The 23,856-nt window shown below is 69.2% G+C and carries 22 protein-coding genes, 1 tRNA gene and 2 pseudogenes; 7 read left to right on the top strand and 18 right to left on the bottom strand.

All coding sequences use genetic code 11. From position 1 onward, the window contains the following. Nucleotides 1–618: 618 nt before the first annotated feature. The 3 genes and pseudogenes from IEZ09_RS29250 to IEZ09_RS29260 all read right to left on the bottom strand — a co-directional run bounded on the left by IEZ09_RS29250 (nucleotide 619) and on the right by IEZ09_RS29260 (nucleotide 2,661). Nucleotides 619–1,113, bottom strand: a complete 495-nt coding sequence (locus IEZ09_RS29250) for a DUF6119 family protein (protein WP_189257094.1) — start codon at nucleotides 1,111–1,113, stop codon at nucleotides 619–621. 63 nt (nucleotides 1,114–1,176) lie between these two features. Continuing rightward, nucleotides 1,177–1,371 carry a hypothetical protein gene (locus tag IEZ09_RS29255; RefSeq protein WP_189257016.1) on the bottom strand — a complete coding sequence of 65 codons (195 nt, stop codon included), beginning with the start codon at nucleotides 1,369–1,371 and terminating at the stop codon, nucleotides 1,177–1,179. A gap of 75 nt (nucleotides 1,372–1,446) precedes the next feature. After that, nucleotides 1,447–2,661, bottom strand: a pseudogene (locus IEZ09_RS29260) (IS256 family transposase). A gap of 189 nt (nucleotides 2,662–2,850) precedes the next feature. On the opposite strand from IEZ09_RS29260, the gene IEZ09_RS29265 reads away from it, so the two are divergent. Together IEZ09_RS29265 and IEZ09_RS29270 are read left to right on the top strand one after the other, a co-directional pair. Beyond that, nucleotides 2,851–3,063: an oxygenase MpaB family protein gene (locus IEZ09_RS29265; protein WP_189257017.1), complete on the top strand. Its 213-nt coding sequence runs from the start codon at nucleotides 2,851–2,853 to the stop codon at nucleotides 3,061–3,063. Nucleotides 3,064–3,131: 68 nt separating this feature from the next. Then, entirely contained in the window at nucleotides 3,132–3,377 is a 246-nt protein-coding gene (locus IEZ09_RS29270) for a helix-turn-helix domain-containing protein (protein WP_268247655.1), read from the top strand. A 98-nt stretch (nucleotides 3,378–3,475) separates the two neighbouring features. On the opposite strand, the gene IEZ09_RS29275 is transcribed toward IEZ09_RS29270, so the two are convergent. The 3 genes and pseudogenes from IEZ09_RS29275 to IEZ09_RS29285 all read right to left on the bottom strand — a co-directional run bounded on the left by IEZ09_RS29275 (nucleotide 3,476) and on the right by IEZ09_RS29285 (nucleotide 5,707). Then, on the bottom strand, nucleotides 3,476–3,874 hold the full coding sequence (locus IEZ09_RS29275) for a hypothetical protein (protein ID WP_189257019.1): 399 nt from the start codon (nucleotides 3,872–3,874) through the stop codon (nucleotides 3,476–3,478). Between the two features lie 27 nt (nucleotides 3,875–3,901). Then, nucleotides 3,902–4,694: pseudogene (locus IEZ09_RS29280) on the bottom strand (bifunctional DNA primase/polymerase); the annotation flags it as partial. Nucleotides 4,695–4,885: 191 nt separating this feature from the next. Beyond that, nucleotides 4,886–5,707 carry a hypothetical protein gene (locus IEZ09_RS29285; RefSeq protein WP_189257021.1) on the bottom strand — a complete coding sequence of 274 codons (822 nt, stop codon included), beginning with the start codon at nucleotides 5,705–5,707 and terminating at the stop codon, nucleotides 4,886–4,888. An 83-nt stretch (nucleotides 5,708–5,790) separates the two neighbouring features. On the opposite strand from IEZ09_RS29285, the gene IEZ09_RS29290 reads away from it, so the two are divergent. Continuing rightward, nucleotides 5,791–6,504, top strand: coding sequence for a site-specific integrase (locus IEZ09_RS29290; protein ID WP_189257022.1), 714 nt, complete (start codon nucleotides 5,791–5,793; stop codon nucleotides 6,502–6,504). 135 nt (nucleotides 6,505–6,639) lie between these two features. Here the strand turns inward: IEZ09_RS29290 and IEZ09_RS29295 are convergent. The 4 genes from IEZ09_RS29295 to IEZ09_RS47745 form a co-directional block, all read right to left on the bottom strand. Further along, nucleotides 6,640–6,713, bottom strand: a tRNA-Pro gene (locus IEZ09_RS29295). A 173-nt stretch (nucleotides 6,714–6,886) separates the two neighbouring features. Continuing rightward, on the bottom strand, nucleotides 6,887–8,002 hold the full coding sequence (locus IEZ09_RS29300; RefSeq protein WP_229813053.1) for a sensor histidine kinase: 1,116 nt from the start codon (nucleotides 8,000–8,002) through the stop codon (nucleotides 6,887–6,889). Then, nucleotides 7,996–8,628 (bottom strand): response regulator, encoded by a 633-nt coding sequence (locus tag IEZ09_RS29305; protein WP_189257023.1) that lies wholly within the window; start codon nucleotides 8,626–8,628, stop codon nucleotides 7,996–7,998. Before IEZ09_RS29305 ends, IEZ09_RS29300 begins: the two co-directional genes overlap by 7 nt. Before the next feature lie 35 nt (nucleotides 8,629–8,663). Beyond that, the gene (locus IEZ09_RS47745) at nucleotides 8,664–9,158 is read right to left on the bottom strand and encodes a helix-turn-helix domain-containing protein (RefSeq protein ID WP_189257024.1); all 495 of its coding nucleotides are present in this window, start codon (nucleotides 9,156–9,158) and stop codon (nucleotides 8,664–8,666) included. Between the two features lie 120 nt (nucleotides 9,159–9,278). On the opposite strand from IEZ09_RS47745, the gene IEZ09_RS29315 reads away from it, so the two are divergent. The 4 genes from IEZ09_RS29315 to IEZ09_RS29330 all read left to right on the top strand — a co-directional run bounded on the left by IEZ09_RS29315 (nucleotide 9,279) and on the right by IEZ09_RS29330 (nucleotide 13,156). After that, complete coding sequence (locus tag IEZ09_RS29315) at nucleotides 9,279–9,539, top strand: acyl carrier protein (RefSeq protein WP_189257025.1); 261 nt, start codon at nucleotides 9,279–9,281, stop codon at nucleotides 9,537–9,539. Nucleotides 9,540–9,612: 73 nt separating this feature from the next. After that, a complete protein-coding gene (locus IEZ09_RS29320) occupies nucleotides 9,613–10,623 on the top strand; it encodes an acyl-CoA dehydrogenase family protein (protein WP_268247656.1) in 1,011 nt (336 codons plus the stop codon). Beyond that, the gene (locus IEZ09_RS29325; RefSeq protein WP_189257026.1) at nucleotides 10,620–11,981 is read left to right on the top strand and encodes an AMP-binding protein; all 1,362 of its coding nucleotides are present in this window, start codon (nucleotides 10,620–10,622) and stop codon (nucleotides 11,979–11,981) included. Before IEZ09_RS29320 ends, IEZ09_RS29325 begins: the two co-directional genes overlap by 4 nt. Continuing rightward, nucleotides 11,978–13,156, top strand: a complete 1,179-nt coding sequence (locus tag IEZ09_RS29330) for an aminotransferase class I/II-fold pyridoxal phosphate-dependent enzyme (protein ID WP_229813054.1) — start codon at nucleotides 11,978–11,980, stop codon at nucleotides 13,154–13,156. The genes IEZ09_RS29325 and IEZ09_RS29330 overlap by 4 nt, the downstream gene beginning before the upstream one ends. Before the next feature lies 1 nt (nucleotide 13,157). Here IEZ09_RS29330 and der read toward each other — a convergent pair whose 3' ends face one another. From der to IEZ09_RS29370, 8 genes are read right to left on the bottom strand one after another with little or no spacing between them, the layout of a single operon-like run. Next, nucleotides 13,158–14,579, bottom strand: a complete 1,422-nt coding sequence (gene der, locus IEZ09_RS29335) for a ribosome biogenesis GTPase Der (RefSeq protein ID WP_189257027.1) — start codon at nucleotides 14,577–14,579, stop codon at nucleotides 13,158–13,160. Beyond that, entirely contained in the window at nucleotides 14,576–15,208 is a 633-nt protein-coding gene (locus IEZ09_RS29340; protein ID WP_189257028.1) for a lysophospholipid acyltransferase family protein, read from the bottom strand. The genes der and IEZ09_RS29340 overlap by 4 nt, the downstream gene beginning before the upstream one ends. After that, nucleotides 15,205–15,915 carry a (d)CMP kinase gene (cmk, locus tag IEZ09_RS29345; protein ID WP_229813055.1) on the bottom strand — a complete coding sequence of 237 codons (711 nt, stop codon included), beginning with the start codon at nucleotides 15,913–15,915 and terminating at the stop codon, nucleotides 15,205–15,207. Before cmk ends, IEZ09_RS29340 begins: the two co-directional genes overlap by 4 nt. A gap of 55 nt (nucleotides 15,916–15,970) precedes the next feature. Further along, nucleotides 15,971–16,108, bottom strand: a complete 138-nt coding sequence (locus tag IEZ09_RS29350) for a hypothetical protein (RefSeq protein ID WP_189257029.1) — start codon at nucleotides 16,106–16,108, stop codon at nucleotides 15,971–15,973. Nucleotides 16,109–16,129: 21 nt separating this feature from the next. Continuing rightward, nucleotides 16,130–17,668 carry a TRAFAC clade GTPase domain-containing protein gene (locus IEZ09_RS29355; protein ID WP_189257030.1) on the bottom strand — a complete coding sequence of 513 codons (1,539 nt, stop codon included), beginning with the start codon at nucleotides 17,666–17,668 and terminating at the stop codon, nucleotides 16,130–16,132. Further along, complete coding sequence (locus tag IEZ09_RS29360; protein ID WP_189257031.1) at nucleotides 17,665–20,016, bottom strand: GTPase-associated protein 1-related protein; 2,352 nt, start codon at nucleotides 20,014–20,016, stop codon at nucleotides 17,665–17,667. Before IEZ09_RS29360 ends, IEZ09_RS29355 begins: the two co-directional genes overlap by 4 nt. Further along, nucleotides 20,016–21,224, bottom strand: a complete 1,209-nt coding sequence (locus IEZ09_RS29365) for a TRAFAC clade GTPase domain-containing protein (RefSeq protein ID WP_229813056.1) — start codon at nucleotides 21,222–21,224, stop codon at nucleotides 20,016–20,018. The genes IEZ09_RS29360 and IEZ09_RS29365 overlap by 1 nt, the downstream gene beginning before the upstream one ends. After that, complete coding sequence (locus tag IEZ09_RS29370) at nucleotides 21,202–23,856, bottom strand: SaeA-related protein (RefSeq protein WP_189257032.1); 2,655 nt, start codon at nucleotides 23,854–23,856, stop codon at nucleotides 21,202–21,204. Before IEZ09_RS29370 ends, IEZ09_RS29365 begins: the two co-directional genes overlap by 23 nt.

Genomic DNA, 23,856 nt, shown 5'->3' on the forward strand with positions numbered 1-23,856 from the left:
CCACGACATGCCGCCCGAGCTGCACATCTTCGGCAGGGCCGCTTAACTTAGCGGCATTGGCGTCGACCCACCCGATCCAACTCTCACAATCGCTGAGCACCAAAATCTCTCAACACTCACCGGTAAAGGGAACCAACTGCGCCTAAAGCAGGCGAGAATACCTTGGAGCTTTGTCAACAAAATTCTCATCAGAACGCTCACGTAGCTTCGCTCTGATGTACTGCAGTTCCACCTCCTCCTGCCCAGCAGCGGAACGACCCGCCGCTCCGCTTCACCCCACAGGACCTCATGGACGACTTCCGGAACATCGTCCATGGACGACCTCGTCGCACCGATCGCCTGCAGCACCCCAGGACGACCTCGGACCAGCCGATCAGGAGAAGCAGTCAACAGCATCGCACGCCGCCTTTCCCGTACTCACCCGCGATAAGCGGGTCAGCCACGTTCAAGGTCAGGTGACAACGCTCGCGAAGATCAACAGTCGACGGCCGGACGTAGCACGTCGAGGGAGGCGCCACGCGATGGACGGCCGCTGGCCCGCGTTAAGAACCGCACTGACGAAGGACTGGAGCTCCAACGGGCGTTAGGGAGCGTGCGGATGGCTCAACAGTGGCGGACTCAGCGATCGATCTTGGCCACAGCAACTTTGATGCCGGTTGCCTTGATCGCGATCGAATGGATCCGCAAGGCGGCACGAGAAAAGAACGGCATGATGTCCTTCAGGTTTCCATCCTTGCTCGTCGCCACCGCGTACACCATCGTCCACTCGGTGGCGTTTCCAAACTCCGCGTCGGCAACGAGTTCGCGTAGCTTCGCCATCAGCTTCGCCCGGTAGGCGTCGTTCGTCATGATCAAGCTTGCTGACACCGACCCTTGCTGGAACAGGTGGCTCATCTTGTCGGAACCGTCCATGCGCTTGACGCATACGAGTTGCTTGGCCGGCGTCAGCTGGTCACAGATCTCGACCTGCTCGCCAGCCCGGCCCCGATAGAAGTCACGGTCCAGCAAACCATGTCCGAGCTGGTCACAGCTGTACCTGTTGTAGCGGTCCTCGCCGTACTTGCCTTTGACGTTCGCCTTGAGGAAGTCGTCATCCCACTTCGGCAGGTCCAGCTGTCCGTCACATCCGGCACGTTGTCCTGGAGGTAGCGGTCCACGATCTCCGCGTACTCCAGATCAACCCGGAACCACTGCCCCGCCGTGGCGTAGTAACGGTGACCATTCATCCACTTCCAGGCGCGCCGCACCCACTACGTACTTGCGCAGTGGCTCCTTCGGCCGTACCTCGTTGCCATCGAGGTCCAGCGCGACAACCTTGATCGAGTTCAAGGGATCACGCCATCCGTTGACTTCGTCGATCGCGGCGTACACCTCCTCCGTCCGCAACTCGGCCAGCAGGAACGTGCGGGTCTGTCAAACGAACGGTGTAATTCGGGTTGAAGGAAACTACTTGCGTCCGGCGGCCAGGCGGCCGCCGAAGGCGATCTCGAACGCGTTCAAAGCCGGCTTCCACCGCAGGGTCCAGCGTTTGCGGCCGGTGCCGGTCGGGTCCAGGCTCATGATGGCCATGTAGACGCACTTGAGCGCGGCCTGCTCGTTGGGGAAGTGGCCGCGGGCCTTGACGGCGCGGCGGATGCGAGCGTTGACGCTCTCGATGGCGTTGGTCGAGCAGATCACCCGGCGGATCTCAGGATCGAAGGCCAGGAACGGCACGAACTCGGCCCAGGCGTTGTCCCACAACCGCACGATCGCCGGATACCGGGTGCCCCAGGCGTCGGTGAACTCGGCGAACCGCTCGCGGGCGGCGGCTTCGGTCTGCGCGGTGCAGACTGGTTGAGAGCCTTGGCGATCGCGTCCCAGTGCTGCCGGCCCGCGTAGCGGAAGCTGTTGCGCAGCAAGTGAACCACGCAGGTCTGGGTGATCGTCTGCGGCCAGACGGTGGTGATCGCGTGCGGCAAGCCGGTCAGCCCGTCGCAGACCACCATGAGCACGTCGGCCACGCCTCGGTTCTTGAGCTCGGTGAGCACGTGCAGCCAGTACCTGGCGCCCTCGCCACCATCGCCGGCCCACACCCCGAGAATGTCGCGACGTCCTTCGCAGGTGACCGCGAGTGCGATGTAGATCGGCCGGTTGGCCACCTGGCCGTCGCGGATCTTGACGTGGATCGCGTCGATGAAGATCACCGGGTACACCGCGTCGAGGGGCGGTTCTGCCACTCGACCATGCCCTCGATCACCTTGTCGGTGATCGTGGAGATGGTCTGCTGCGACACTTCGGCGCCATAGGCCTCGGCCAGGTGCGCGGAGATCTCTCCGGTCGTGAGTCCCTTGGCGGCAACGAAATCACCATCTTGTCCACACCACCCAGGCGCCTCTGCCGCTTCGCCACGATCTTGGGCTCGAAGCTCGCGTCCCGATCCCGCGGCACATCGATCTCGACCGGGCCGGCATCAGTCAGCACGGTCTTCGAGCGGATGCCGTTGCGCGAGTTGCCAGTCCCGCGGCCGGCCGGGTCGTGCTTGTCATCGCCGAGGTGGTCGGTGATCTCGCCCTCGAGCGCGGACTCCAGCAGCTGCGCGACGAGCTGCTCGTCCAGGCCGTCCGGACCAGTCGCGGGCTTCGAGTCCTCAGAGTTCTCCACGCCGGACATCATGTCGGTCATCAGGTGCACTTCCATGATCAGGAGTTACACCGAACGTTTTACAGTCCCCACTCACCGAACGAGGAGTCGATCACGTCGCCGTTGGCCTCCCCGAGAGCTATGGAGAAGCGCTCAGCACCTTCATGATGATGATGCAGTTCGCCGCCGGCACGACCGCCTGGGACAACGTTCTCGTCGGCGTGGCCGATCGTGCGGCCACCCGGCGGTCATGTGGCGCGGACGCTGGTCTACGGCGCGTTCCCACCGGAACTGCGCGACATGTGGGGGGTGCGCTGGAGCCGGGCCCGCGAATCCGAGTACCGCGCGGCACTGCGATCATTGCGCGCGGCGACCGGCGTCCTGCCGGAGCGGCACAGGATGATCCCCTACGCCTACGAAGCGTTGCGGCGCGCAGCCGCGTAGGTTGCGATGTTCACCGAACTCCTCACACAACTCGCCGACCCGAGCCGGCCGACTCACTCGCCGACCGCATCCTCGACGCCGCCGTGGAGGAATTCCAACGGTTCGGGCTGCGACGCGCCCGCGTCGAGGACATTGTGCGGCGGGCCGGTGTCGGCCGGATGACCGTGTACCGGAAGTACGAGAGCAAGGACCGCCTGATCCAGGCCGCCGTGTGGCGAGAAGTGCGCCGCGCCTACCACGACGGCCAACTGGTGCCGCCGGCGGAGGCGGGATCGGTCGGCTGCTGTTGGCCGGTGGTCTCGGACATGGGATAGCGGCTCCTCGCACGTTGTTCTGGATGGCGGGGTGGCGCTGGGTCACAGGTGCAGGGCCTGCAGGATCCGGATGGCCAGCGCACGGCGCTGCACAGTGGTCAGCTGCGGCGCGAGGTGCTGCAGCGGCCGCAGCAGGTCGTCCAAGGGGTCGATGCGCTGCGCGTCACGTTCAGCCACGGCGGCGAGGCCGGCGGCAGCCCACCGGTGAACCAGCTCGGCGTTGTCGAGACGGGGGTGGCCAGGGCGCGGTTGGGCTGCGCCGGGCCGGTCATCACGGTGATGAGGTCGTCGCTGCGGCGCACACTCAGCTCGGCCTGCCCGCCGACAGCCACGGTGACGAGGCGCTTGCGGTAGTGCAGCAGCTCTGAGTCGTCCCACCAGGCGTAGTGCAGCTTGCCGTCCCAGCGGATACCGGCGTAGGTCCACACTTCTCGGCGTTCGTCGGGCTCGTCGTCACGGCCGGAATCGGGGTTTGCGGGTTCGTCGGATGCGGGCATGGGCGGGCCTCCGGTTCGAGGGTTGGGTCAGGCGGACAGGCGGCGGGGACGCTGCGCGCCCCAGGTGAGGCCGTCGGTGATGGTGCGGGTGGCTTCGCGTGCGGGGAATCCGCGCAGCCGGGCGGCGGCCTGGTGCAGGGCTGCGGCGGCTTCGTCGTGGTCGTATTCGCCGCCGGCGACGAGCCGCCCTAGGGTGGCGGCGGCGCGCAGCAGGGGTGCGGCGGCGCTGGCCGACCGGCGCGGCGGCCACCCGGCCGGTGACGGTGCGCAGGTAGTTGTCGCGGCGGCGCCGTTCGGCCAGGGCAACGCCGTGTCCCCGAGCACGGCGGCATCGATCGGCTCGGGTGCGCGCGTGGGTGGGGTGAGCAGCGGGAGGAGCCAGGCGGGGAGGTCGGCGATGGGCCGGTCCGACTCGACGCGGTACCGCCCGGTCCGCAGGACGGAGCCGGCGGCGACGATGAATCCGCCGTGGCCGCGGCTGTCGATGCGCCAGCCGAGCAGGCCGACGGTGTTGCGCAACTCGATCCCGTCGGCACCCGGTAGTAGAGGTGGTGGCCACCGTTGGGATGCGCACGGCGTAGGTGTCGCCCAGGTAGGCCCGTCCGGCTTCGGCCGCGATGCGGGCGAGGACGTCGCGGCCGTGCCGCGCACCGCGCCACCGCTCGGGTGCGGCCTCGCCCGCGGCCCGGTCGAGGTCGAGCACGTGCAGCCCGGACGCGCCGGTCGCGATCGCGACGTTGAGGTCGGGCCGGGCGCGCCACCAGGCCCGCAGCTGGTGCGGGTCGCTGGTGGCCTGTTGTTCCCACCCGGCGTGCCCGTCGCGGCAGGCCCCGCTGCCCGTGCAGTCCTTCGCGCCGTGGTAGGCAGGGACCTTGCTGCGCGGTCACAGCGGGATGACCCGATGGCCACGCAGCGCCGCCGCCAGCGCAGCCGCGCCGGTTGGCGAGAACGCGCGGCCGTCCGGGCGGGACGTGATGATGCACATCGGTTGGCTCCTTTTGCGGTTGGTGATCAGACGGGCCCGTCGAGCAGGTCCGGCGGGGACGGCGGGGTCACGTCGGCAGGGTCGGAGCTGAACTCGGGCAGAGCCGGTCCGAGCGTCGCGGGCACGACGGCGGGATCGTGGATGGTCTGTTGTGGCTGCGGCTGGAGGAACTGGGGTGCTTGTGAGGGCACTCGTGGCCGGCGCGCGGCACGCATGCGTTCCGCGTCGTAGGCGTCCTTGAGCCGCTTGGTGACCATCTCCGGCGTCGGGGCCAGACGTGGCTGTGCGGGCCACGGTGGGTCTCCCGCGCCGGGCGGTGTGCGGCTTGCTCCACCAGTTCTGTGCGCTGCCCGAGCACCCGCGAAGCCGAGACGGCCTCCGGATACGAGTGCCATGGCTTTGCCGAAGGCGAAGGCGTACGCCAGACCGCCGAGAAACGAGCGGTGCCCACCGCCGATCCGGGCCTGGTGCAGCACCCACGTCGGGATCTTCACCAGGATCCACACCAGCGCGATGAGAACGATGAGGTTGACGATCCCGTCCGGCGTTGGCGTACCGGTGAATGTGAAACCACCTGGCTGCAGGAACACCTTCAACGCACAGATCAGCGCCAGACTCTGCCCGACTTGGATGCCGGGCACTCCGCCTCCGACGCGCCAGTACCACTGCGCCACACCTTCGGTCTGCGGCAAGCCGTGACACATCAGCGCCAGTGGTGCACCGCCCAGCCAGATGACGGTGAGCGCAACCCGCACGACATAGCCGATCAGCAGCCCGAGCAGCAGGATCGCCAGGACGAGCGCCAACAACCCGGCGGACAGGCCGCCGTCGAGCCTCGACCTGCTCACCAACGCTATGAACAGCTCAGAGATCGCCTGGCCGACGGACTGTGGATCGAGGCCGTCACCGAGGACGGCCAGCGACGCCGCGCATGGCACAGAAGCGAGACATGGTGAAGCGCAACGTCGTGCAGTTGTGCGAGGTGCCGATTGGTCAGGACGGCCGTCCGTCCAAGTCGCTCACTTTCGACCAGGTGGAAGCGGTGTTGAAAGCATCGGAGAACACGCCGATGTACGCCTACATCGTGTTGTCTTTGCTGATCGGCGCGCGCACTGAGGAACTGCGTGCATTGACGTGGGACCACGTCGACCTGGTCGGCAAGCCGGACGCCGTTCCGGTTGTGCTGCCGTCTATCTCGGTGTGGAGGTCTGTGCGGGAGGGTGGGGACACCAAGACGAAGAAGTCGCGGAGGACGCTCGCCATGCCGACACGGTGTGTCGAGGCGTTGAAGGTGCACCGCGACTACCAGGAGGCCAAGCGCAAGCTCGCGGGCAAGAAGTGGCAGGAACATGGCCTCGTGTTCGCGTCGCTGGTCGGCACGGAGCTGGACTCCCACAACGTCCGCCGCTCGTTCCGCAGGGTCGTCAAGGCCGCTGGTCTCAACGCCAAGGAGTGGACGCCGCGGGAGATGCGGCACAGCGTCGTCTCGGTGCTGTCCGCGTCCGGCGTGAAGATCGAGGACATCGCGCGCCTGGTCGGCCACAGCAGCACGACGGTGACGGAGACGGTCTACCGCCACCAGATCGTGCCCGTGATGCAGCACGCGGCCATCACGATGGACGACATCTTCCCGGTGGCGAGTTAGACCGTTGTCACTCACATAGTCACTCAGGTCCCCAATTGGTCCCCAGGCGTGACCACGAGCATGATCAGGCTGGATACATAAGAAAGCCCCTCTGACCAGGCATTTCGCCTGAATCAGAGGGGCTTTCTCCGACCGTCGGGACGACAGGATTTGAACCTGCGACCCCTTGACCCCCAGTCAAGTGCGCTACCAAACTGCGCCACGTCCCGGCCACACTCCCGGTTCCCCGGCGTGCAGGAAGAATCCTACAACACCCTGAACAGAGATCAAAAACGGCCCCCGGCACCGGGTCGGAGCTGCGGAAATACGGCGGGGACCCGGCGTACGGGTCCCCGCGTCCCTCGGTCCGACCGATCCCCCGATCCTCGACCGACACCGAGAACTATGCGGTGGCCGAGGAGCGGGCACCACCGCCGAAAGTCGAGTCTTGTCCGTCAACCTTCGACTTACCGGGTGGTAGGACGGCGGAGACGCTGAAGCCGCCGTCCGCTCGGTACGAGGTGGTGAGGGTGCCGCCGGCCAGGCGGACTCGTTCGGACAGGCCGTGCAGGCCCGCGCCGCCGCCTTCGTCGAGGGCGGGCAGGGTGCCTGGGCCGTTCACCACGGAGACGCGCACTGGGGATGAGCGGTCCACGGTCACCGTCACGGTGGCTCCTGGGGCGTGTTTCGTCACGTTGGTCAGGGCTTCTTGGACCACTCGGAACAGCGCGCGGGAGACGGCGGGGGACAGTGGGGCGTCGCCCGTTTCGGACAGCGTCACGGAGACGCCGGCCACGCGGGCGCGGTCGATCAGTTCCTGGAGGGACGGGTACGACGTGTCGGAGTTCAGGAGGCCCAGGGCGGCGCGCATTTCCGACAGGGATTCCTTTGCCAGGGCGCGTAGGCGCAGGGCTGTCTCGCGGACGGCCGGGTCGGTGGCGGTGGCGGCCAGGGCGGCCGATTCGACGGCTATCAGGGTGGCGTGGTGGCCTACGGCGTCGTGGATTTCTCGGGCTATCCGGGCTCGTTCGGCGGCTCGGGCCGAGGTTTCCTGGGCTTCCAGTTCTGCGGCTCGGGCTCTGCGGGTTTCGTAGAGGGACCGGGTCAGGTCCTTGCGGGTGGTGACGAGGGCGCCGAGGGCTGTGGGGGCGCCTGCCAGGCCGAAGGCGAAGGCGGTGGCTAGCAGCAGGGAGCCCAGGGGGATGGATTCGGTCAGGAGGACCGGGGCTATGGCGGCTACGGTTTGCAGGACCACCCAGAAGAGTTGGATCGGGATGGACTTTTCCTTGCGGCCCAGGCGGTATTGGGCCACCAGGGCCGGGGCCCAGCCCAGGCCGCCTGCTACGGCCGGGACGCACAGCAGCGATGCCAGCCACGGCCAGCGCAGGCGTACGGGCAGCAGGAGAGAGGCGCCCACGGCGGTCCAGAACGACCACGGGAACGGGCGGTCCTGGGTCAGCAGGACGACTCCCGTGGCGATGCCCACGGTGAGGATTTCGCGGTAGAGCGGCTTCACCACACACCGACCTGGTGCGCGACCAGAGCCGCCTGCACCCGGTTTTCCACGCCCAGCTTGGTGAGGACGGTGGAGACGTAGCTCTTCACCGTGGCCTCGGAGAGGCACAGTTCCTCGGCGATCGAGTGGTTCGAGCGGCCGCCGGCGAGGAGTTCCAGGACCTGGCGTTCGCGGGCCGACAGGGAGTCCAGGTGGCGGTTCGCGCGGAAGCCGCGCAGGCGGGGTAGCAGGCGGGCGGTGATGCGGGGGTCGAGGACGGCGCCGCCCGCCGCCAGGTCCACCACGGCGCGGACCAGGGTTTCCGGCTCGGCGTCCTTCAGCAGGAAGCCCTGGGCGCCCAGGTCCAGGGCCGTGGCCACGTAGTCGTCCAGGTCGAACGTCGTCAGCACGGCGATGGCCGGCGGGGTGGCCCAGGTGCGCAGCCGGCGGACCGCCTCCAGGCCGTCGACGCCCGGCATCTGCACGTCGACCAGGACGACGTCCGGTAGGCAGGCGAGGACCACCTCGACGAGTTCGGCGCCGTCGGCGGCCTCGCCGACCACCTCCACCCGTCCGTCGGCTTCCAGGAGGACCTTCAGGCCCCGCCGCAGCAGGGCCTCGTCGTCGGCTAGCACCACTCGTACGGCCACCAAACCAACCAACCGCACCCCATGCCAAAGGGCAACTAGATCACCCAAGTGGTCACGACACCATCTGTGTGCACTCCGATCACGTGGGTGTCATCGGACGTGAAGACCAACGCGCGCAACGGTGGGCCCAGCAGCGGTAGCACCGTCACCACGCGCTGGTCCGGGATGTGCCACAGGACGACGCCGGGGCCCGCCACGGTGGCGAGCATCGTGGCTGCCGCGTTGAAGGCGCGGACCTGGGGCGCGCGGTTCGCCCTGTCATCTGGAGGTTGCGCGGCCAGTGAGGTCCAGCGATGTTTCCACGACGGTTCGTCGCCGCCGCACGCGCGGACGTAGGCCAGGGTCACGTCGAGCGTGGGCAGTTTGCGGCCGCCGGCGGCGTCGGACAGCGTCGCGGCCGAGTAGTGCGTCAGCGCCGCGAGCTGGCGATACGTCGGCATGCCCGCCGCCCGTCGCAGTGCGCGCAGGTCCGCGGCGAATCGGAGTAGCGGGCTGGTTCCTTCGTCGAGTGGACGCTCTTTGCGAGCCATGGATACCTCCCCCGCTCCCCATTTTGTTCACGCTTCGTCGTACAAGTCCAGGTGTTGTCCCCGAACAATCCGTTTCAGCAGTAGAAAGAAGGAACCGGACCGACGTGGAATAGGGGAACCATGTCCGACGAGTACCACCGCGACGTGCTGGCCAAGCTCACCGAACTGGTGCGCGACGAGTTCCTGGACGGGGAGGACGAGGAGCTCACGGCCACGACACCGCTGATGGAGTGGGGGATCCTCAAGTCCATCGAAACCACCCGGCTGGTGGCATACGTGCGCAACGAATTCGGCGTGCGCGTACCTGCGGCCCAAGTCACGACGGAGAACTTCCGGGATCTGGAAAGCATCGCCGGGCTCGTCACGGCATTGCGCGGGTGAGTGGAATGGAGTTCGGCCGGACGGCGGCGCAAAGAGAGCTCTGCCGGACAATTCGGGACGCCGGAGAATACGACTGGCAACGGCTCGGCGAACTCGGCGTGCTCGGCGCCGCGATCCCCGTCGAGCACGGCGGACGGGGCTCGGCGCGCTCGACACCGCCCTGGTCTTCGAGGCCGCGGGATACGGTTGCCACGACACCGGGCTGATCTTCGCGGCCGGCGCGCACCTCTTCGCCGTGGCGCTGCCGATCGCCGAGTTCGGCAGCGACAGCCAGAAGAAGAAACTCCCCGGACTGTGCGACGGCACCCTCGTCGGCGCCAACGCGATGACCGAGCCCGACGCCGGATCGGACATCGGGGCGCTGAAGACCACCGCCGTGCGCAGCGGCAACGGCTACGTGCTCAACGGCGTGAAGAGCTTCGTCAGCAACGGCCCGATCGCGGACGTCTACGTCACCTACGCCGTCACCGACCCCAACGCCAAACACCTCGGCACCACCGGTTTCGTGGTCGACGCCGGCACGCCCGGCCTGGTCAGGAGCGAGCCGTTCGGCAAGCTCGGCCTGAACGGCTGCGCGGCGGGCACCGTCGAGTTCCACGACTGCGCGGTGCCGGAGGACGCCGTGCTGGGCAACGGCAGCCTCGTGTTCCAGCACGGCATGCTGTTGGAACGCGCCTGCCTCTTCGCGATCTACCTCGGCGTGCAGGAGCGGCTCGTCGAGCGCTGCATCACGCACGTCAAGCGGCGCAAGCAGTTCGGGAAGCGGCTCAGCACCTTCCAGTCCGTCAGCAACCGGATCGTGGACATGAAGCTTCGGCTGGAAAGCTCCCGTTTGCTGCTCTACAAGGCGTGCTGGGCCATCGATCAGGACGACGACGCCGTGCTTCCAGCGGCACTGTCGAAGCTCGCCGTCTCGCAGGCCGCCGTGCAGACCGCGCTGGACGCCGTCGAACTCTTCGGCGGCCGCGGCTACCAGACCGACGAGGGCATCGAGGAGCACCTCAGGGACGCCGTCGGCGGCCTGATCTTCTCGGGCACGTCGGACATCCAGCGGCAGCTCGCGGCGCTGGAGCTGGGCCTGTGACCGCACTGCACCGGCTCGTCAGCGAAGCCGCCGGACGCACCCCGCAAGCACCGGCCATCCACGACGGCACAACGACGATCACCTACGAAGAGCTCGACGACCGCGCGAACCGCCTAGCCGCAGGTCTGCAACAGCACAACGTCAGAAGAGGCGACCGCATCGTCATCCACGCCGACAAGAGCGCGGACACGATCGCCCTGATGCAGGCGGCACTGCGGATCGGCGCGATCTACGTCCCGGTCGCACCAGCCAACCCGAAAGCGCGCGTCGACAAGATCATCAAAAGCGCCCGCCCGAAGCTGGTCGTCACCGACCCGCGCACCGTACCGACGGGCACAGCACCGGAGATCCACGAGCCGGAGCCGGACGACCCCGCCTACGTCCTCTACACCTCGGGCTCGACCGGCGAACCCAAGGGCGTCTGCATCAGCCACCGCAACGCCGAGGCGTTCGTCACCTGGGCGGTAGCAGAAACCGGTCTGCACCAAGGTGATCGGCTCAGCAACCACGCCCCGTTCAACTTCGACCTGAGCGTGTTCGACCTCTACGGCGCCTTCCACGCGGGCGCCGCGGTCGACCTCGTGCCGAGCGACGTCGCCTACAACCCGGCAGAACTCACGGAATTCCTCGTCACGCGCGGCATCACGGTCTGGTACTCCGTGCCGTCCGCGCTGCTGCTGATGATGAGGCAAGGCGGCCTGCTGAACAGAAACAACGCCCTGCGCGTCTGCATCTTCGCAGGAGAACCGTTCCCGTCGGACCAGGTGCTCGAACTGCGCAAGGCGTGGCCGAACACCAGGCTGTTCAACTGGTACGGGCCGACGGAGACGAACGTCTGCACGTCGTACGAGGTGCACGACGTCGACCCGAGCCGCCCGCTGCCGATCGGAACTCCCAGCTGTGGCAACACGATCGACCTCGTCGACGGCGAGATCGTCGTCGACGGCCCCACCGTCATGCTCGGCTACTGGGGCGAACCACCGCACCAAGGCCCGTACCGCACAGGAGACCTCGGCAGACGAACGAATGGGGTGCTCGAGTACGCGGGCCGCCGCGACGCCATGGTCAAAGTCCGCGGCCACCGCGTCGAGCTCGGCGAAATCGAGACCGCACTGGCCAGTCACCCCGACGTCGGCGCGGTCGCCGTCGTCGTCAAGGGCACCGGCCTGGACGCGAAACTGCACGCCGTCGTCGTGCCGCGCACCGACAAACGCCCAGGGCTCGTCGGCCTGAAACGGCACTGCGCCGAACGTCTGCCCAGCTACATGATCATCGACTCACTCGCCGTGGTGGCCGAACTGCCGCGCACGGCGAACGGCAAGACCGACCGCACCGCACTCTCCAGGGGGATCCAGTGACGTTGTTCGGCAAGTCGACTGCCCTGTACGACGAGTGGGAGGACGAGGGCGTCTCACCGTTCTTCCCGGTGATCGAGACCAACCGCGGCCACCACGTCACGACCGCGAAGCACGGCGACCTGCTCATGTTCGGCTCGTGCGACTACCTCGGCCTCTCCCAGGACCCACGACTCAAGCAAGCCGCGATCGACGCGATCCGCGAGTTCGGCACGAACACCTACGGCGCGCAACTGCTCTGCGGCCGCACCCGGCTGCACGACGGCATCGAGGCGAAGCTCAGGTCGTTGTCCGGCAAGGAGTCCGCGATCCTCTTCCCGTCGGGCATGGCCGCGAACCTGGCCGTGATCTCCACGATCGCCTCCGACGAGGACGTGATCCTCTGCGACCGCACCGCCCACATCTCGATCTACATGGGCAGCTGGTTGTCCGGCGCCGAGCTGCGGACGTTCCCGCACAACAACGTGAAGAAGCTGAAAGCGTTGCTGCGCAAGGAGAAGGACAGGCGCCGCCGGGTGATCCTGGTCGACGGCCTGTACAGCGCCGACGGCGACTTCGCACCACTCAAAGAGATCACCGCGCTCGCCGGGGAGCACGACGCGAAAGTGGTCGTGGACGAGGCGCACTCGTTCGGCGCGATCGGACCGAACGGCCTGGGCGTCGCCGACCACTTCGGTGTGCTGGACCGGGTGGACGCCGTGGTCGGCACGATGAGCAAGGCGCTCGGCAGCGTCGGCGGGTTCGTCCTCACCGGCAAGGAGTTCGAACGCGAGCTGCGCTACCTCGCCCCGAGCTACACGAGCTCACGCGGCAGCGCACCTGGCGTCGCGGGCGCCAGCCTCGCGTCGCTCGAACTGGTCGAGGAACACGGCACCGAGCTGCGCGCCAAGCTCGACCAGAACGTCAGGTTCGTCATCGACGGCCTCACCGAGGCCGGGCTGAACCTGATGCGCACGACCAGCCACATCGTCCCGGTGCTGATCGGCGACGAGCACAAGACCGTGGCCGTCTCGAACTGGCTGATGGACCACGGGATCTTCGTCGGAACATTCGTGCACCCGCACGTGCCCACCGGAGAAGGCAGGCTGCGGATCGGGGTGACCAGCACCCACACTCAGGCCGAGTGCGCGGTGCTGGTCGAACGGCTCACCGAAGCGAGGAACAAGTTCTCGCTGTAGATCACTTCTTGGCGGAGCCCGCCTTCTTCTTCTCGCGCACGCGGACCGAGATGCGGACCGGGCTCCCCTGGAAGCCGAACTCCTCACGCAGCTTGCGCTCGATGAACCGGCGGTAGCCCGCCTCGAGGAAACCGGTCGTGAACAGCACGAACGTCGGCGGCCGGGTCGAGGCCTGGGTCGCGAACAGCACCTTGGGCTGCTTGCCGCCGCGCACCGGCGGCGGGGTGGCCGCGATCAGGTCCGACAGCCACTGGTTCAGCCGGCCGGTCGGGACGCGGGTGTCCCACGAGTTCAGGGCCGTGCGCAACGCCGGGGCGAGCTTGTGCACCGAACGGCCGGTCAGGGCGGAGATGTTGACCTTGTCCGCCCACGGCACGCGCACCAGGCCGCGTTCGAGCTCGCGGACCATCTCGTTGCGGCGGTCCTCGTCGACGAGGTCCCACTTGTTGAACGCCAGCACGCACGCGCGGCCCGACTCGACGACCATCGTCAGCACGCGGAGGTCCTGCTCGGACAACGGCTCGTGCGCGTCCAGCAGCACGATCGCGACCTCGGCGGTCTCGATCGCCGACTTGGTGCGCAGCGACGCGTAGTACTCGGCGCCGCTCTCGAACTTCACCCGCTTGCGCAGGCCGGCGGTGTCGACGAACCGCCAGATCTCGCCGTCCAGCTCGACCAGCGAGTCGACCGGGTCGACCGTGGTGCCGGCGACCGAGTCGACGACCGAGCGCTGCTCGCCGGTCAGGCGGTTGAGCAGGGACGACTTGCCGACGTTCGGCTTGCCGACCAGCGCCACGCGCCGCGGGCCGCCGCCACGCGCACCGAAGTCGTCGCGCGGTGTCTCGGGCAGCTTCTGCAGGATCACGTCGAGCAGGTCACCGGAGCCGCGGCCGTGCAGACCGGACACCGGGTACGGCTCGCCGAGCCCCAGCGACCACAGCGACGCGACGTCGGCCATCAGCCGGTCGTCGTCCACCTTGGACGCGCAGAGGATCACCGGCTTCTTCGACCGGCGCAGCACCTTCGCGACGGCCTCCTCCGTGGTCGTCGCGCCCACCGTCGCGTCCACGACCACGAGGATCACGTCCGCGGTCGCCATCGCGAGCTCGGCCTGCGCGGCCACGGCGGCCTGCAGGCCCACCGCGTCCGGCTCCCAGCCGCCCGTGTCGACCACGGTGAACTTGCGGCCGTTCCACAGCGCGTCGTAGGCCACGCGGTCACGGGTGACGCCGGGCACGTCCTGCACCACGGCCTCTCGCCGGCCGATGATGCGGTTGACCAGCGTGGACTTGCCCACGTTCGGCCGTCCGACCACCGCGAGCACCGGCTGCGGCGGCGCGGCCTCCTCGCCGTCGGAGCCGTCGAGGTCGTCGAAGGCTGACCAGTCGGCCTCGTCCTCCCAGGTGCCGTCCAGGTCCGTCATCGTCTTTCCTCACTCACACGAAGTTCATCGAGTTCGGCGACCAGTGTCGCCAGGCGGTCGCGCACCTGCTCGGTGGCAACGCCGAGAGCGGCCTTCCCCTTCCCCTCCGGGAGGTGGAACGGCTCACCGATCAGCACGTCGACCGGGGGTCGCCAGCCCTTGGCCTGGTACGTGCCGCGGCACGCAACCGGCAGCACCACCGCGCCGCCGACCCTCGCGAGCCACGCCGCGCCGTTCTGCGCCGAGGCCACGTCGCCCTCACCACGCGTGCCCTCGGGGAAGATCCCGACCACGCCACCGGCCTTGAGCACGGACAACGCGCTGGTCAGCGCCGTGCGGTCGGCTTCACCCCGCTTGACGGGGATCTGCCCGATCTTGCGCAGCAGGTAGCCCACGACACCTTTGAACATCTCCTGCTTGATCAGGAACGTCACGCGCCGGGGCAGGACACCGAACAGGATCGGCCCGTCGGCCATCGAGCTGTGGTTGGCGACGACGACCACGCCGCCGCTCAAGGGTACGCGGTCGCGGCCGTGCACCCGAATCCGGAACTGCCACGCGTACGGAACGCGCGCGATCCAGCGTCCGAAGTCGAACAGCCACCCCAGGCTGCCCTCAGGCACCGTCACCCGGTCACCCGCAGCCCGCGGCGTTCGACGAGGTCCAGCAGAGCGTCCACGGTGCCCGCGAGGTCGAGGTCGGTCGTGTCCACCTCGACCGCGTCCTCGGCCGCCCGCAACGGCGAGACCGCGCGCGTCGAGTCGTAGTTGTCGCGCCGCTGCACGTCCGCGAGTACCGCGTCCACAGTGGACTCGCGTCCGGCCGCGTTGTCCTGCTTGGTCCGCCGCTGCGCCCGCGCGTCCGCCGACGCCGTCAGGTACACCTTCAACGGCGCGTCCGGCGACACGACCGTGCCGATGTCCCGCCCCTCGACGACGATGCCGCCCACGTTGTCCACGGCGTCCGCGATGATCGCCCGCTGCTGCGCCACGAGCAGCTCCCGCACGTGCGCGGTCGCCGACACCGGCGACACGGCCAGCGTCACCTCGGGCCCGCGGATCTCCACCGACACGTCGTCGCCGTCCAGCGTGATCCCCGGCGCCGACGGGTCGGTGCCGACCACGAGCTTGGCACCGTCGGCGACCTCGGCGACCTTCAGCGCGTCCGCCGGGTCGACCCCGGCGCGCAGCACCGCCACCGTGATCGCCCGGTACATCGAGCCGGTGTCGAGGTAGCGCGCGTCCAGCGCCATCGCGAGGCGCTTCGCGACGGTGGACTTGCCGGTGCCGGACGGACCGTCGAGTGCCACCACACCGCGCAACTGACCCTGGCCCACCACAGCTCCCTCCGAGACACCCACCGGCACATTGTGCCTGGTGCGGCGGCCCGGCCTACGCGAAGGGGGCGCTCACCAGGCCCACGAGCGTGAGCAGGACCACCACCAGGAACGCCGCCACGATCACGGATCCGATGGACACGGTCAGTGTGAACGCCGCCACCCGCCACCGGTGATAGGGCTGTTTCTGCACGTCCGATCCCCCTCCTGGAGGTCAGAGCCGGAGTCCCTCGTCGGCGAGGGTCTGTTCGGTGAACGTCTCGACGCTCGGGTGCGCGTCGTGGTGGTCGTCGGTGAGAGCGGAGGTCAGGAAGAACGTCACCTCCTTGAACGTCGAGCCCATGCGCCGCACGATGTTGCCCTGGCCCAGTCCCTCGAGCCACGCCTTGATCGCGTCCGAGTCGCCGGTGTCCACATCGGTGAGCAGCCGCTTGATCAGGTCGGCCTTGCTCACCGCGACCGCGAGGCGGATCCGGCCGAGGTCCACGCCCATGTTCGTCATCGTCGTCACCGTCTCGCTGAAGGTGACGTGCGGCTCCTGCCTCGCCCGGCGGCTGTCGAGCTCCTGCTGCTCGGCCGCGTCGAACTCCTCCCACACCGGTTTGATCGACGTGGGGTCGATCACGAAGATGTACGTCCGCGCGTTGCGGAAGTACTCGAGCTCCTGGATCTCCTTCGGCTTGCTGAAGATCTCGCCCGCCGCGTCGAAGACGTGCACGAGCTTGCGCGCTCCCCTGCGCGGGGACACGAGCACCGAGCACGCGGGTGGCGCGACGCCCGACTGGCGAGCGGGCGCGGTCTTCTCGGTGCGCGAGGTCGCGATGAGCGTGCTGCGCGCCTTGTCGGCCTCCTTGCGGCTCTGCGCATCGGCGTAGGAGAACTCGCCGCCGGACCTCGTGACCATCGCCTCCACCGCGATGATCAGCACGGTGATCAGCTGCGTCTTGCCCGCACTCGGCGCGCCGAACACCGGCAGCACGATCTCGCCCGTCTCGCCGGTGTGCCCGCTGAGCTCGTGCGGTTCCTCGCCGCTGCGGTGGCCAGGGCACCACAGCGTGGGCTTGTCCTCCGGCTTCACGAACCACATCAGCACCATCATCGACGGGAACGCCTTGCCGCAGTTGCACCGGCGGTGGGTCATCCCGTGCCGGCCCGGCCGGACGTCGCCGTGCAGCGTCTTGCAGCCGGGGCAGCCGTACAGCACCTCGGTGACGCGGTGGCCGCAGGTCTTGCAGGTCATGGTGATGCCGCGGATCCGCAGCATCGCGGCGTCCACGAGCCGCAGCAGGTACAACGCGACGTAGCTCAGGGCGAGCAGCACCGCGAGCAGCACGCCCGCGCCCACACCCGCGGCCAGCAGCGCGCAGAAGGCCAGCACCAGTCCGAGCGCCATCCCGAAGTACTGGAAGGCACCGATCCACTTCTGCCCGGACAGGTCCGCGAAGTGCTTCGCGTGGATGTCCTTGGCACGCTTGGCGATCGCCTCCCGCGTGGCGCGCAGTCCGGCGCCGTGGGCGTGCAGGATGTCACGCCACGCCTGGCCGCGCAGGTAGAAGTCCCACGCCGGCTCCTCCCGCTGCGTCCGCTTCGCCACCGGTCGTTTCGCCACGGCCGCGTTCGCGTTCTTGCCCAGCCCGTACCCACCGGCGAGCGCGACCACGTACGCGCGCAGGGCGGTGTGGGCGAAACCCATCGCGGAGATCAACGGCGGCAGCAGGATCACCAGAGCGAGCAGGGTCGCGAACACGATCACGGCTTCGCTCCCCTCTTCCGCATCTGCTTGAGCACGAACCTGGCGATCGCGTTGCCCGCGTACGTGCTCGACTGCTCCGCGAACCAGTCCGCGAGGTCAGCGGGTCCGCGACGGCGCAGCATCTCCGCCGTCCGCAGCACGTCGGAGCGCCGCCACTTCCCCACCGACTTCAGCGTGTGGTCCTGCAACGTCCTGTGCGCGGCGTTCGCGCCACGCACCGAACCGATGTCCTTGAGGTGCCACGCCAACGTGAGCAGGTCGGCCGCGACGGCCGGGTCGGGCCGGCGTCCGTTCAACGCCTGGTCCGCCTCGTCCCAGTACGCCTTGCGCAGCGCACCGAGCGCCACGTACAGCAACGCGAACCACTCGAACCGGAACTCGCCGATCCGGTCGAGCACCATCGACAGCATGTCGGCTTTGCGCGGCCCGCTGCGGACGCGGTGGAACGCCTGGATGAACTCCTTCATCCGCTGGTCGAACTGCCCCGCCGACTGCGCCGCCACCATCCGGTCCACCAGCGCGACCGTCTCGAACCGCGTGGTGATCTGCTTGACGGTGTCCCGCGGCAGCACGTCCATCACGGGCTCCTCGCGCACCTTCGCGCACAGCCGGTCGTAGGTCTCCCCACCGCTCTCCGACGGCGGCAGCAGCAACGCGGAGTCGAGCCACTCCAGCAGCGGCGACTCGCAGAACAGCCGCTTCTCCACGTTCTCCAGCAACAGCAACGCGTCGTGGTGCGTCCAGCCGTTCGGCCACAGCCTGGTCAGCACCTCCGGCGGCACCATGCCGGAGTCCGCGATCCGCGCGAGCGCACGGCTCGGCGGGATCCGCCCTGCGGCCGCGTCCGCGACGAGCACCGCCGTCGTGAGTCCCGGCGCCTGGCGCAGTCCCAGCGCCGGTGCCAGCTCCGACGACAACAGATCGACCACTTTGGACAGATCGGACCGCACGACCGTCGAGAGGTGCGCCACCACACCGGCGCGCAGATCAGGCCAGTCCCGCAGCAACGGCAGCAGCCACGCCCCCGCGTTCTCGCCGAACACCTCCGGCCCGAACGCCCGCAGACCCGTCTGGAACTGCACGTCATCGGACACCGGGATGCGGCAGGTCGCCGCCCACGACAGCAACGCGGCCGCGACGTCGGCGGACGAGACGGGCAGCCGCTCGGCCAGCGCCACCGCCGCGTAGTCGCGCGCGGAGGCCGACCGCAGCGACAACGCCGACCCTGTCGGTGATCCCGCCACGAACGCCCGCGCCCAGGCGAGCTCGACGTTCTCCGCGAACCCGCGCGCACCGACGGCGCCGACGGCCTCCGCCAGCGGCGCGAGCACGTCCGCCGGACAGCCCTCGACGTCGAGCAGGGTGCCGATCCGGTCGACGGTCGGCGCACCGAGCCTGCGGGCATGAGCGGCGAGCCACGGCGCGACCACCACCACGCCCTCGCGGTCCGTGCCGTTGTCGGCCAGCACGACGGGATGCCAGTCGTCGAGGCCGTGTTCGGACCCGTCCGCGAGATCACCGGCGCGCCGCCACAGCTCCTCCGCCGACTCCACGCCCATGTCGACCAGGAACTGGGCCAGCGGGTGCACCGGGATCTCGCTGACCTCGTCCGCCACGAGGTCGAACAGGTGGTAGGTCTCGAACCCGTTCCTGTCCACATCGGACTCGGCGAGCGTGCCGACCACGTTCATGCGGCTCTGCCGGGGCTCGTGTTCGTAGGTGGAGAACGACATCTGGCGCGCGGTCTCGGGCGGCAGCAGGTACGAGGCGGCGGCGATCCAGCGCGCCACGGCGTCCGCGTCCCGTTCGATCAGCACGACCTTGCGCTCCTGCTTGCGGACCGCGAGATCGATCGCCGTCAGCAACGCGGGCAGGTGCCGCGCACCGGGATGCGCCGCGACGAACTCCATCGCCTCGTGCCGGTCCAGCGTTCCCGGCACCAGCCCGCCGAGCACCGGCAGCGCGGGGTCGTCTGCTTCCCTGCGGGTCCACAGCGCCGATCCCCACAGCTCGATCGGCAGCGCCTGCCCGAAGTCCGCCTGGTTCTCGGTGACCAGCGCGTGCGCGAAGTAGTTGCCGAACCGGCGCGAGTAGTCGGTGCCGACGAACGCGACCTGTGCCAGCACGGTCGTGGAACCGGGCCGGTAGCAGAGGTTCACGGGAGCGGCCGCGAGCACGGCGGGGTCGACGTCGTAGGCGAGCGTCGGCGGCGGCTTGTACGCGGTCATCGACGCCACCTCGGCCATCACGTCCGGGCGGACGCCGGGCGTCGCGGCGTTGAACTGGTAGCCGGGATGCCCGGACAGACCCCGTTCGCACGAGGTGTAGTAGAGCTGGCTGAACCCCATCACTCACCAACCGGTTTGACCGTCTTGCGGATGGCACCGAACTCGCTCATGAGCCACAGGAACGGGTCCTCGACCCGGTGCGGCTGCACGCCCCGCTCCGACACCCGTTGCAGGCCACCGCCTTCCAGCCGCGGGCTCTCCCCGAGCGCGGACAGGCCGAAGAGCCGGTAGCGGCTGAAGCTGTTGGCCAGCGTCTCGTCCACGTTGCGCCCGGCCCACTCGTGCAGCAGCGCCTGCATGTGCCGGTGCACCTCGACGCTGTCCGGCTCGTTGAAGCTGTCCCCGCTGGGCGGTGTGCGCAGCCACGGGCTTCCCGGCGGCAGAGAGCCCTGCAGCGCGTCCATCTTCGTGAACGCCACCGCGATCGGCTTCTCGATCCGCTTGCCCGCCTTGACGCCGGTGCTGCCCTGCAGCTGCTTGATGATGTTCGCGAGCACCGCGGTGGGCGAGTCCTCCGCCGAGACCAGCTCCGGCAGCAACGCGTCGGAGGCCGCGTGCGGCCGCGCACCCCGCAGCTGCAACGGGTCGAGCAGCAGGATGATGCCGTCCGCGCTCGTCATGTACCGCACGTTCTGGTCGATGCTGTGCTCGGTGGTCATGTCCTCGCCCGCGGTGTCGTAGAACGACAACAGCGTGCTGCGCACCTTGCTGCGCCCGCCGATGGTCAGGTTGAAGACGAGCGGCCGGCGGCCACCGCGTTCCTTCTTGGCCGTCGGAGTCGCCCCGTAGAGCTCGTGCTTGTCGTACAGCGCGTGTTGGTAGACGGTCTCGAACCGGTTGCTCGTCGACGCGTCGGCACCGAGCACGGACGCGTGGATCCGCGCGCCCACGTCGTTCATCAGCTCGTGCAGCAGCACCGTCATGTAAACGGTCTTGCCGCTGTCCTTCGCACCCACCAACGCGATCAGCCTGCTGTCGATCTGTCCGAACTGGACGGGCAGCTGGCTGTGGCACCGCGGGCAGACCCGGTAGTGCGTCTCCGCCTGGCAGACCTCGTGCACCGCAGTGGACTTGCGGCCGTTGGCGTCGAACACGGGGTACTGCGGGTCGTGGTCGCCCATCTGGTCGGCGAGCACGCGGTCGAGCTTCATCTCGCAGCGCTTCTTCACCCCGACCCGGCCGGAGCACCGGAACCGGATCTCCTTGTGGGTGAAGGAGCGGTAGCAGTACGGGCAGTGCAGCCTGCTACCGAGCAGTGCGGGGAACAAGGGTCACCTCGTCGGCGGTCGTGGAGCCGGGGTCGGGGAAGCAGGCGAGCCCGGACAGCGGGCTGACCCGCTCCGGCAGCGACACGGTCACCGGCACGCCCGCGGTCAGGTTGCGCGGTGGCAGCGTCGCGATCACGCGGCCGCGGTCGGCGCGCAACGGGATCACGCCGTCCGTGCGGTGGACGACAACGATGGCAGGCACGCGGCACGCGCGGTCGCTGGTGAGCGTGAGATCGAGACGGCGCCTGCCGGGAAGCCCCGCCAGGCGCACGGTGTAGCCGACGTTGGCGGGCCGGCCGGAGATGCGGGTGAGCACGGTGGCGGACACGCTGTCGGTGTTGCGGTCCCGCATGACGGTCTGCAGCGCGACGGTCGTGGCACCCGGCCCGGCGGAGATCTCGGCACCACCGGAGTCCGTGTGCACGCGCGCGGAGATGTCCAGCTCCTCCACGTGCAGCGGCGTGTCGTCCTCTTCGGACGGCCACCACCGCACCCTGACCGCGGTCGCGCCGTCCGGCCACACCCAGCGGACCCGGACCAGGTCGCCGAACCGCTCGGCCTTCACCCCGGTCACCGGTGCGACGAGCGACTGGGTCACGGTCTCGCCGATCGCCGCGTGGTCACCGGACACCGTGACCGCCGTGACGGTCAGCCGTCCGGACCGCACCGACAACGCCTGACGGACGCGGCCGTCGTCGCCGGGTGCGGCGATTCCCCCGGCGGGCTGCCCGAACGCCTGTGCCTCGGCACGGGAGACCAGGCTGCCCACCGGCCACGGCGGCGCGCTCTGCGACGTGCGCAGCTCCACGACCCCGGACGGAGGCGGCCGCCACGCCACGACCAGGACGGCCTTGCCGTGCTCGTGCCGGACCTCGTGCACCAGGTCGGTCACCGCGACGGGTTTGGCGTCGGGCCGGGCAGACACGACGACCGGCGGCGACATCCGCCGTTCCCCGGTCCGGCTCAGGAACACCGCGCGGAACGTGTAGTCGTACGTCTCGCCGCTGACCACGTCGGTGTCGGTGAACGTGGCCGCGGCGACCCGGATCCGGCGCTCGGCGGAACCCGTGCGGTCCGCGCGCGTCACGATCACCTCGGTGGCGTCGGGGTGCGCCTGCCACGTCCCGCTCACCACCCCCTCGTCGGCGCTCAGCACGACGTCCCGCACTTCAGGCGTCACCTCCAGCACGGGCGCGCTCGCACCGACCGACCACGTCTCGCCGCGCGACGCGAACACCGTGTAGTGCAACGGGGTCGCGGGCGGAGGCAGCTCGTCGACGGCCTCGTTCGCCTGCGTCTCCGTCACGCCGGTGCCCGCGGTGCTCGACACCGCGGGTGTGCCGTCGGACCGCACGACCCGGTACCGCACGCCCGGTGTGCGTGCCTGACTCGGCGTCCAGCGCACGACCACCCGGTCGCCGTCGACGCCGGCCGTCACCTCTCCCGGCGGCGGTGGCGGGATCTCCGCCAGCCGGGCTTCGAGACCGTCGTCGTCGCGCGCGACCTCGGCGGCCGCGGCGAACAACCCGGCGGCGAGTTCGCCGTCGCCCTGGCGGAGCGCGTCCTCTGCCCGGGTGACGAGGTCCGCTACGCGGCGCAGGGCCTCGTCGAGCTGGGCCCGCTGCTCGGCGCAGTCACCGGACGGCAGGGCGTCGAGAAGTCTTTGCGCCTCTCGCAGCTCGCCGTCGCGCAGGGCGTCCGCCACGCGGCGCGCTGAGTCGTCACCCCGCTTCACCTCGCCGCTCTGCCCGGCGAGCGTCACCGCGAGCTCGATCGCCTCACCCTCGTCCAGGCCGAGCCTGGTGGCCTGCAACGCGACGAGCCGGTCCGTCTCACCCGCCTCGATCGCGGGCCGCAGCTGTTCCCTGATCTCCCACAGCAGCAACGCGTCCAGGTTGTTGGCCTGGGTGGCCGCGTTGATCAGGATCGCGATCACGTTGTCCATCGCGGTCTTGCGCTCGTCCTGCTTGCTGCGGGCCTGCTCGGCGCGAGCCTGCTGGAGCGCGGCCGTGGTGATCGTCCGCCCGTCGGCGAGCCGGAAACCGTTGCGCAGCGTGAATCCCTTGCGCACCGCCTCCGTGCCGAACAACGCCTCCGGCGACAGCTTGAAGCCCAGCGCGGTCAGCGGGGCCCGCAACGACCGCACGGCGGGGATCGGCGGGCCGGCCGGCAGGTCCCACGGCGGGTCGATCACCCGGACGTTGTGCTGCCCCAGCGCTTCTCTGATCTCCTGCTCGGAGAACAGGTTGTCCATCGAGGCGATGAGCCTGCGCAGACCGGCGGGCGTGATGCAGGGCCGCGCCGCCGCGATGACCGCGATCTCCTCGTTGAGCCGGCTGTGGGCGTCGCCCCTGCTCTCCTCGCGCCGTTTGGTGAACGCTTCGAGGTTCAGCAGCCCCTTGCGGCGCAGGTCGGTGTCCGCCGCGAGCAACGCCGTCGCCAGCGCGCCGTACTTCTTCTGCAGCTTGAGCTTGCGCCAGTACTTGACGATCTCCTCGACCCGGCGGGTGAACTCCTCGGGATCACCGGCCGAACGCGGATCGAGGTCGTACCTGACGAACAGGTCGGCGGGCGGCGTGTTGCCCGCCGCCCGTGCCGGGTCGAGCACCGTCTCCCGATAGGTGTCGAACAT

The sequence above is a fragment of the Lentzea flava genome (genome assembly GCF_014648475.1).
Classification (GTDB): domain Bacteria; phylum Actinomycetota; class Actinomycetes; order Mycobacteriales; family Pseudonocardiaceae; genus Lentzea; species Lentzea flava.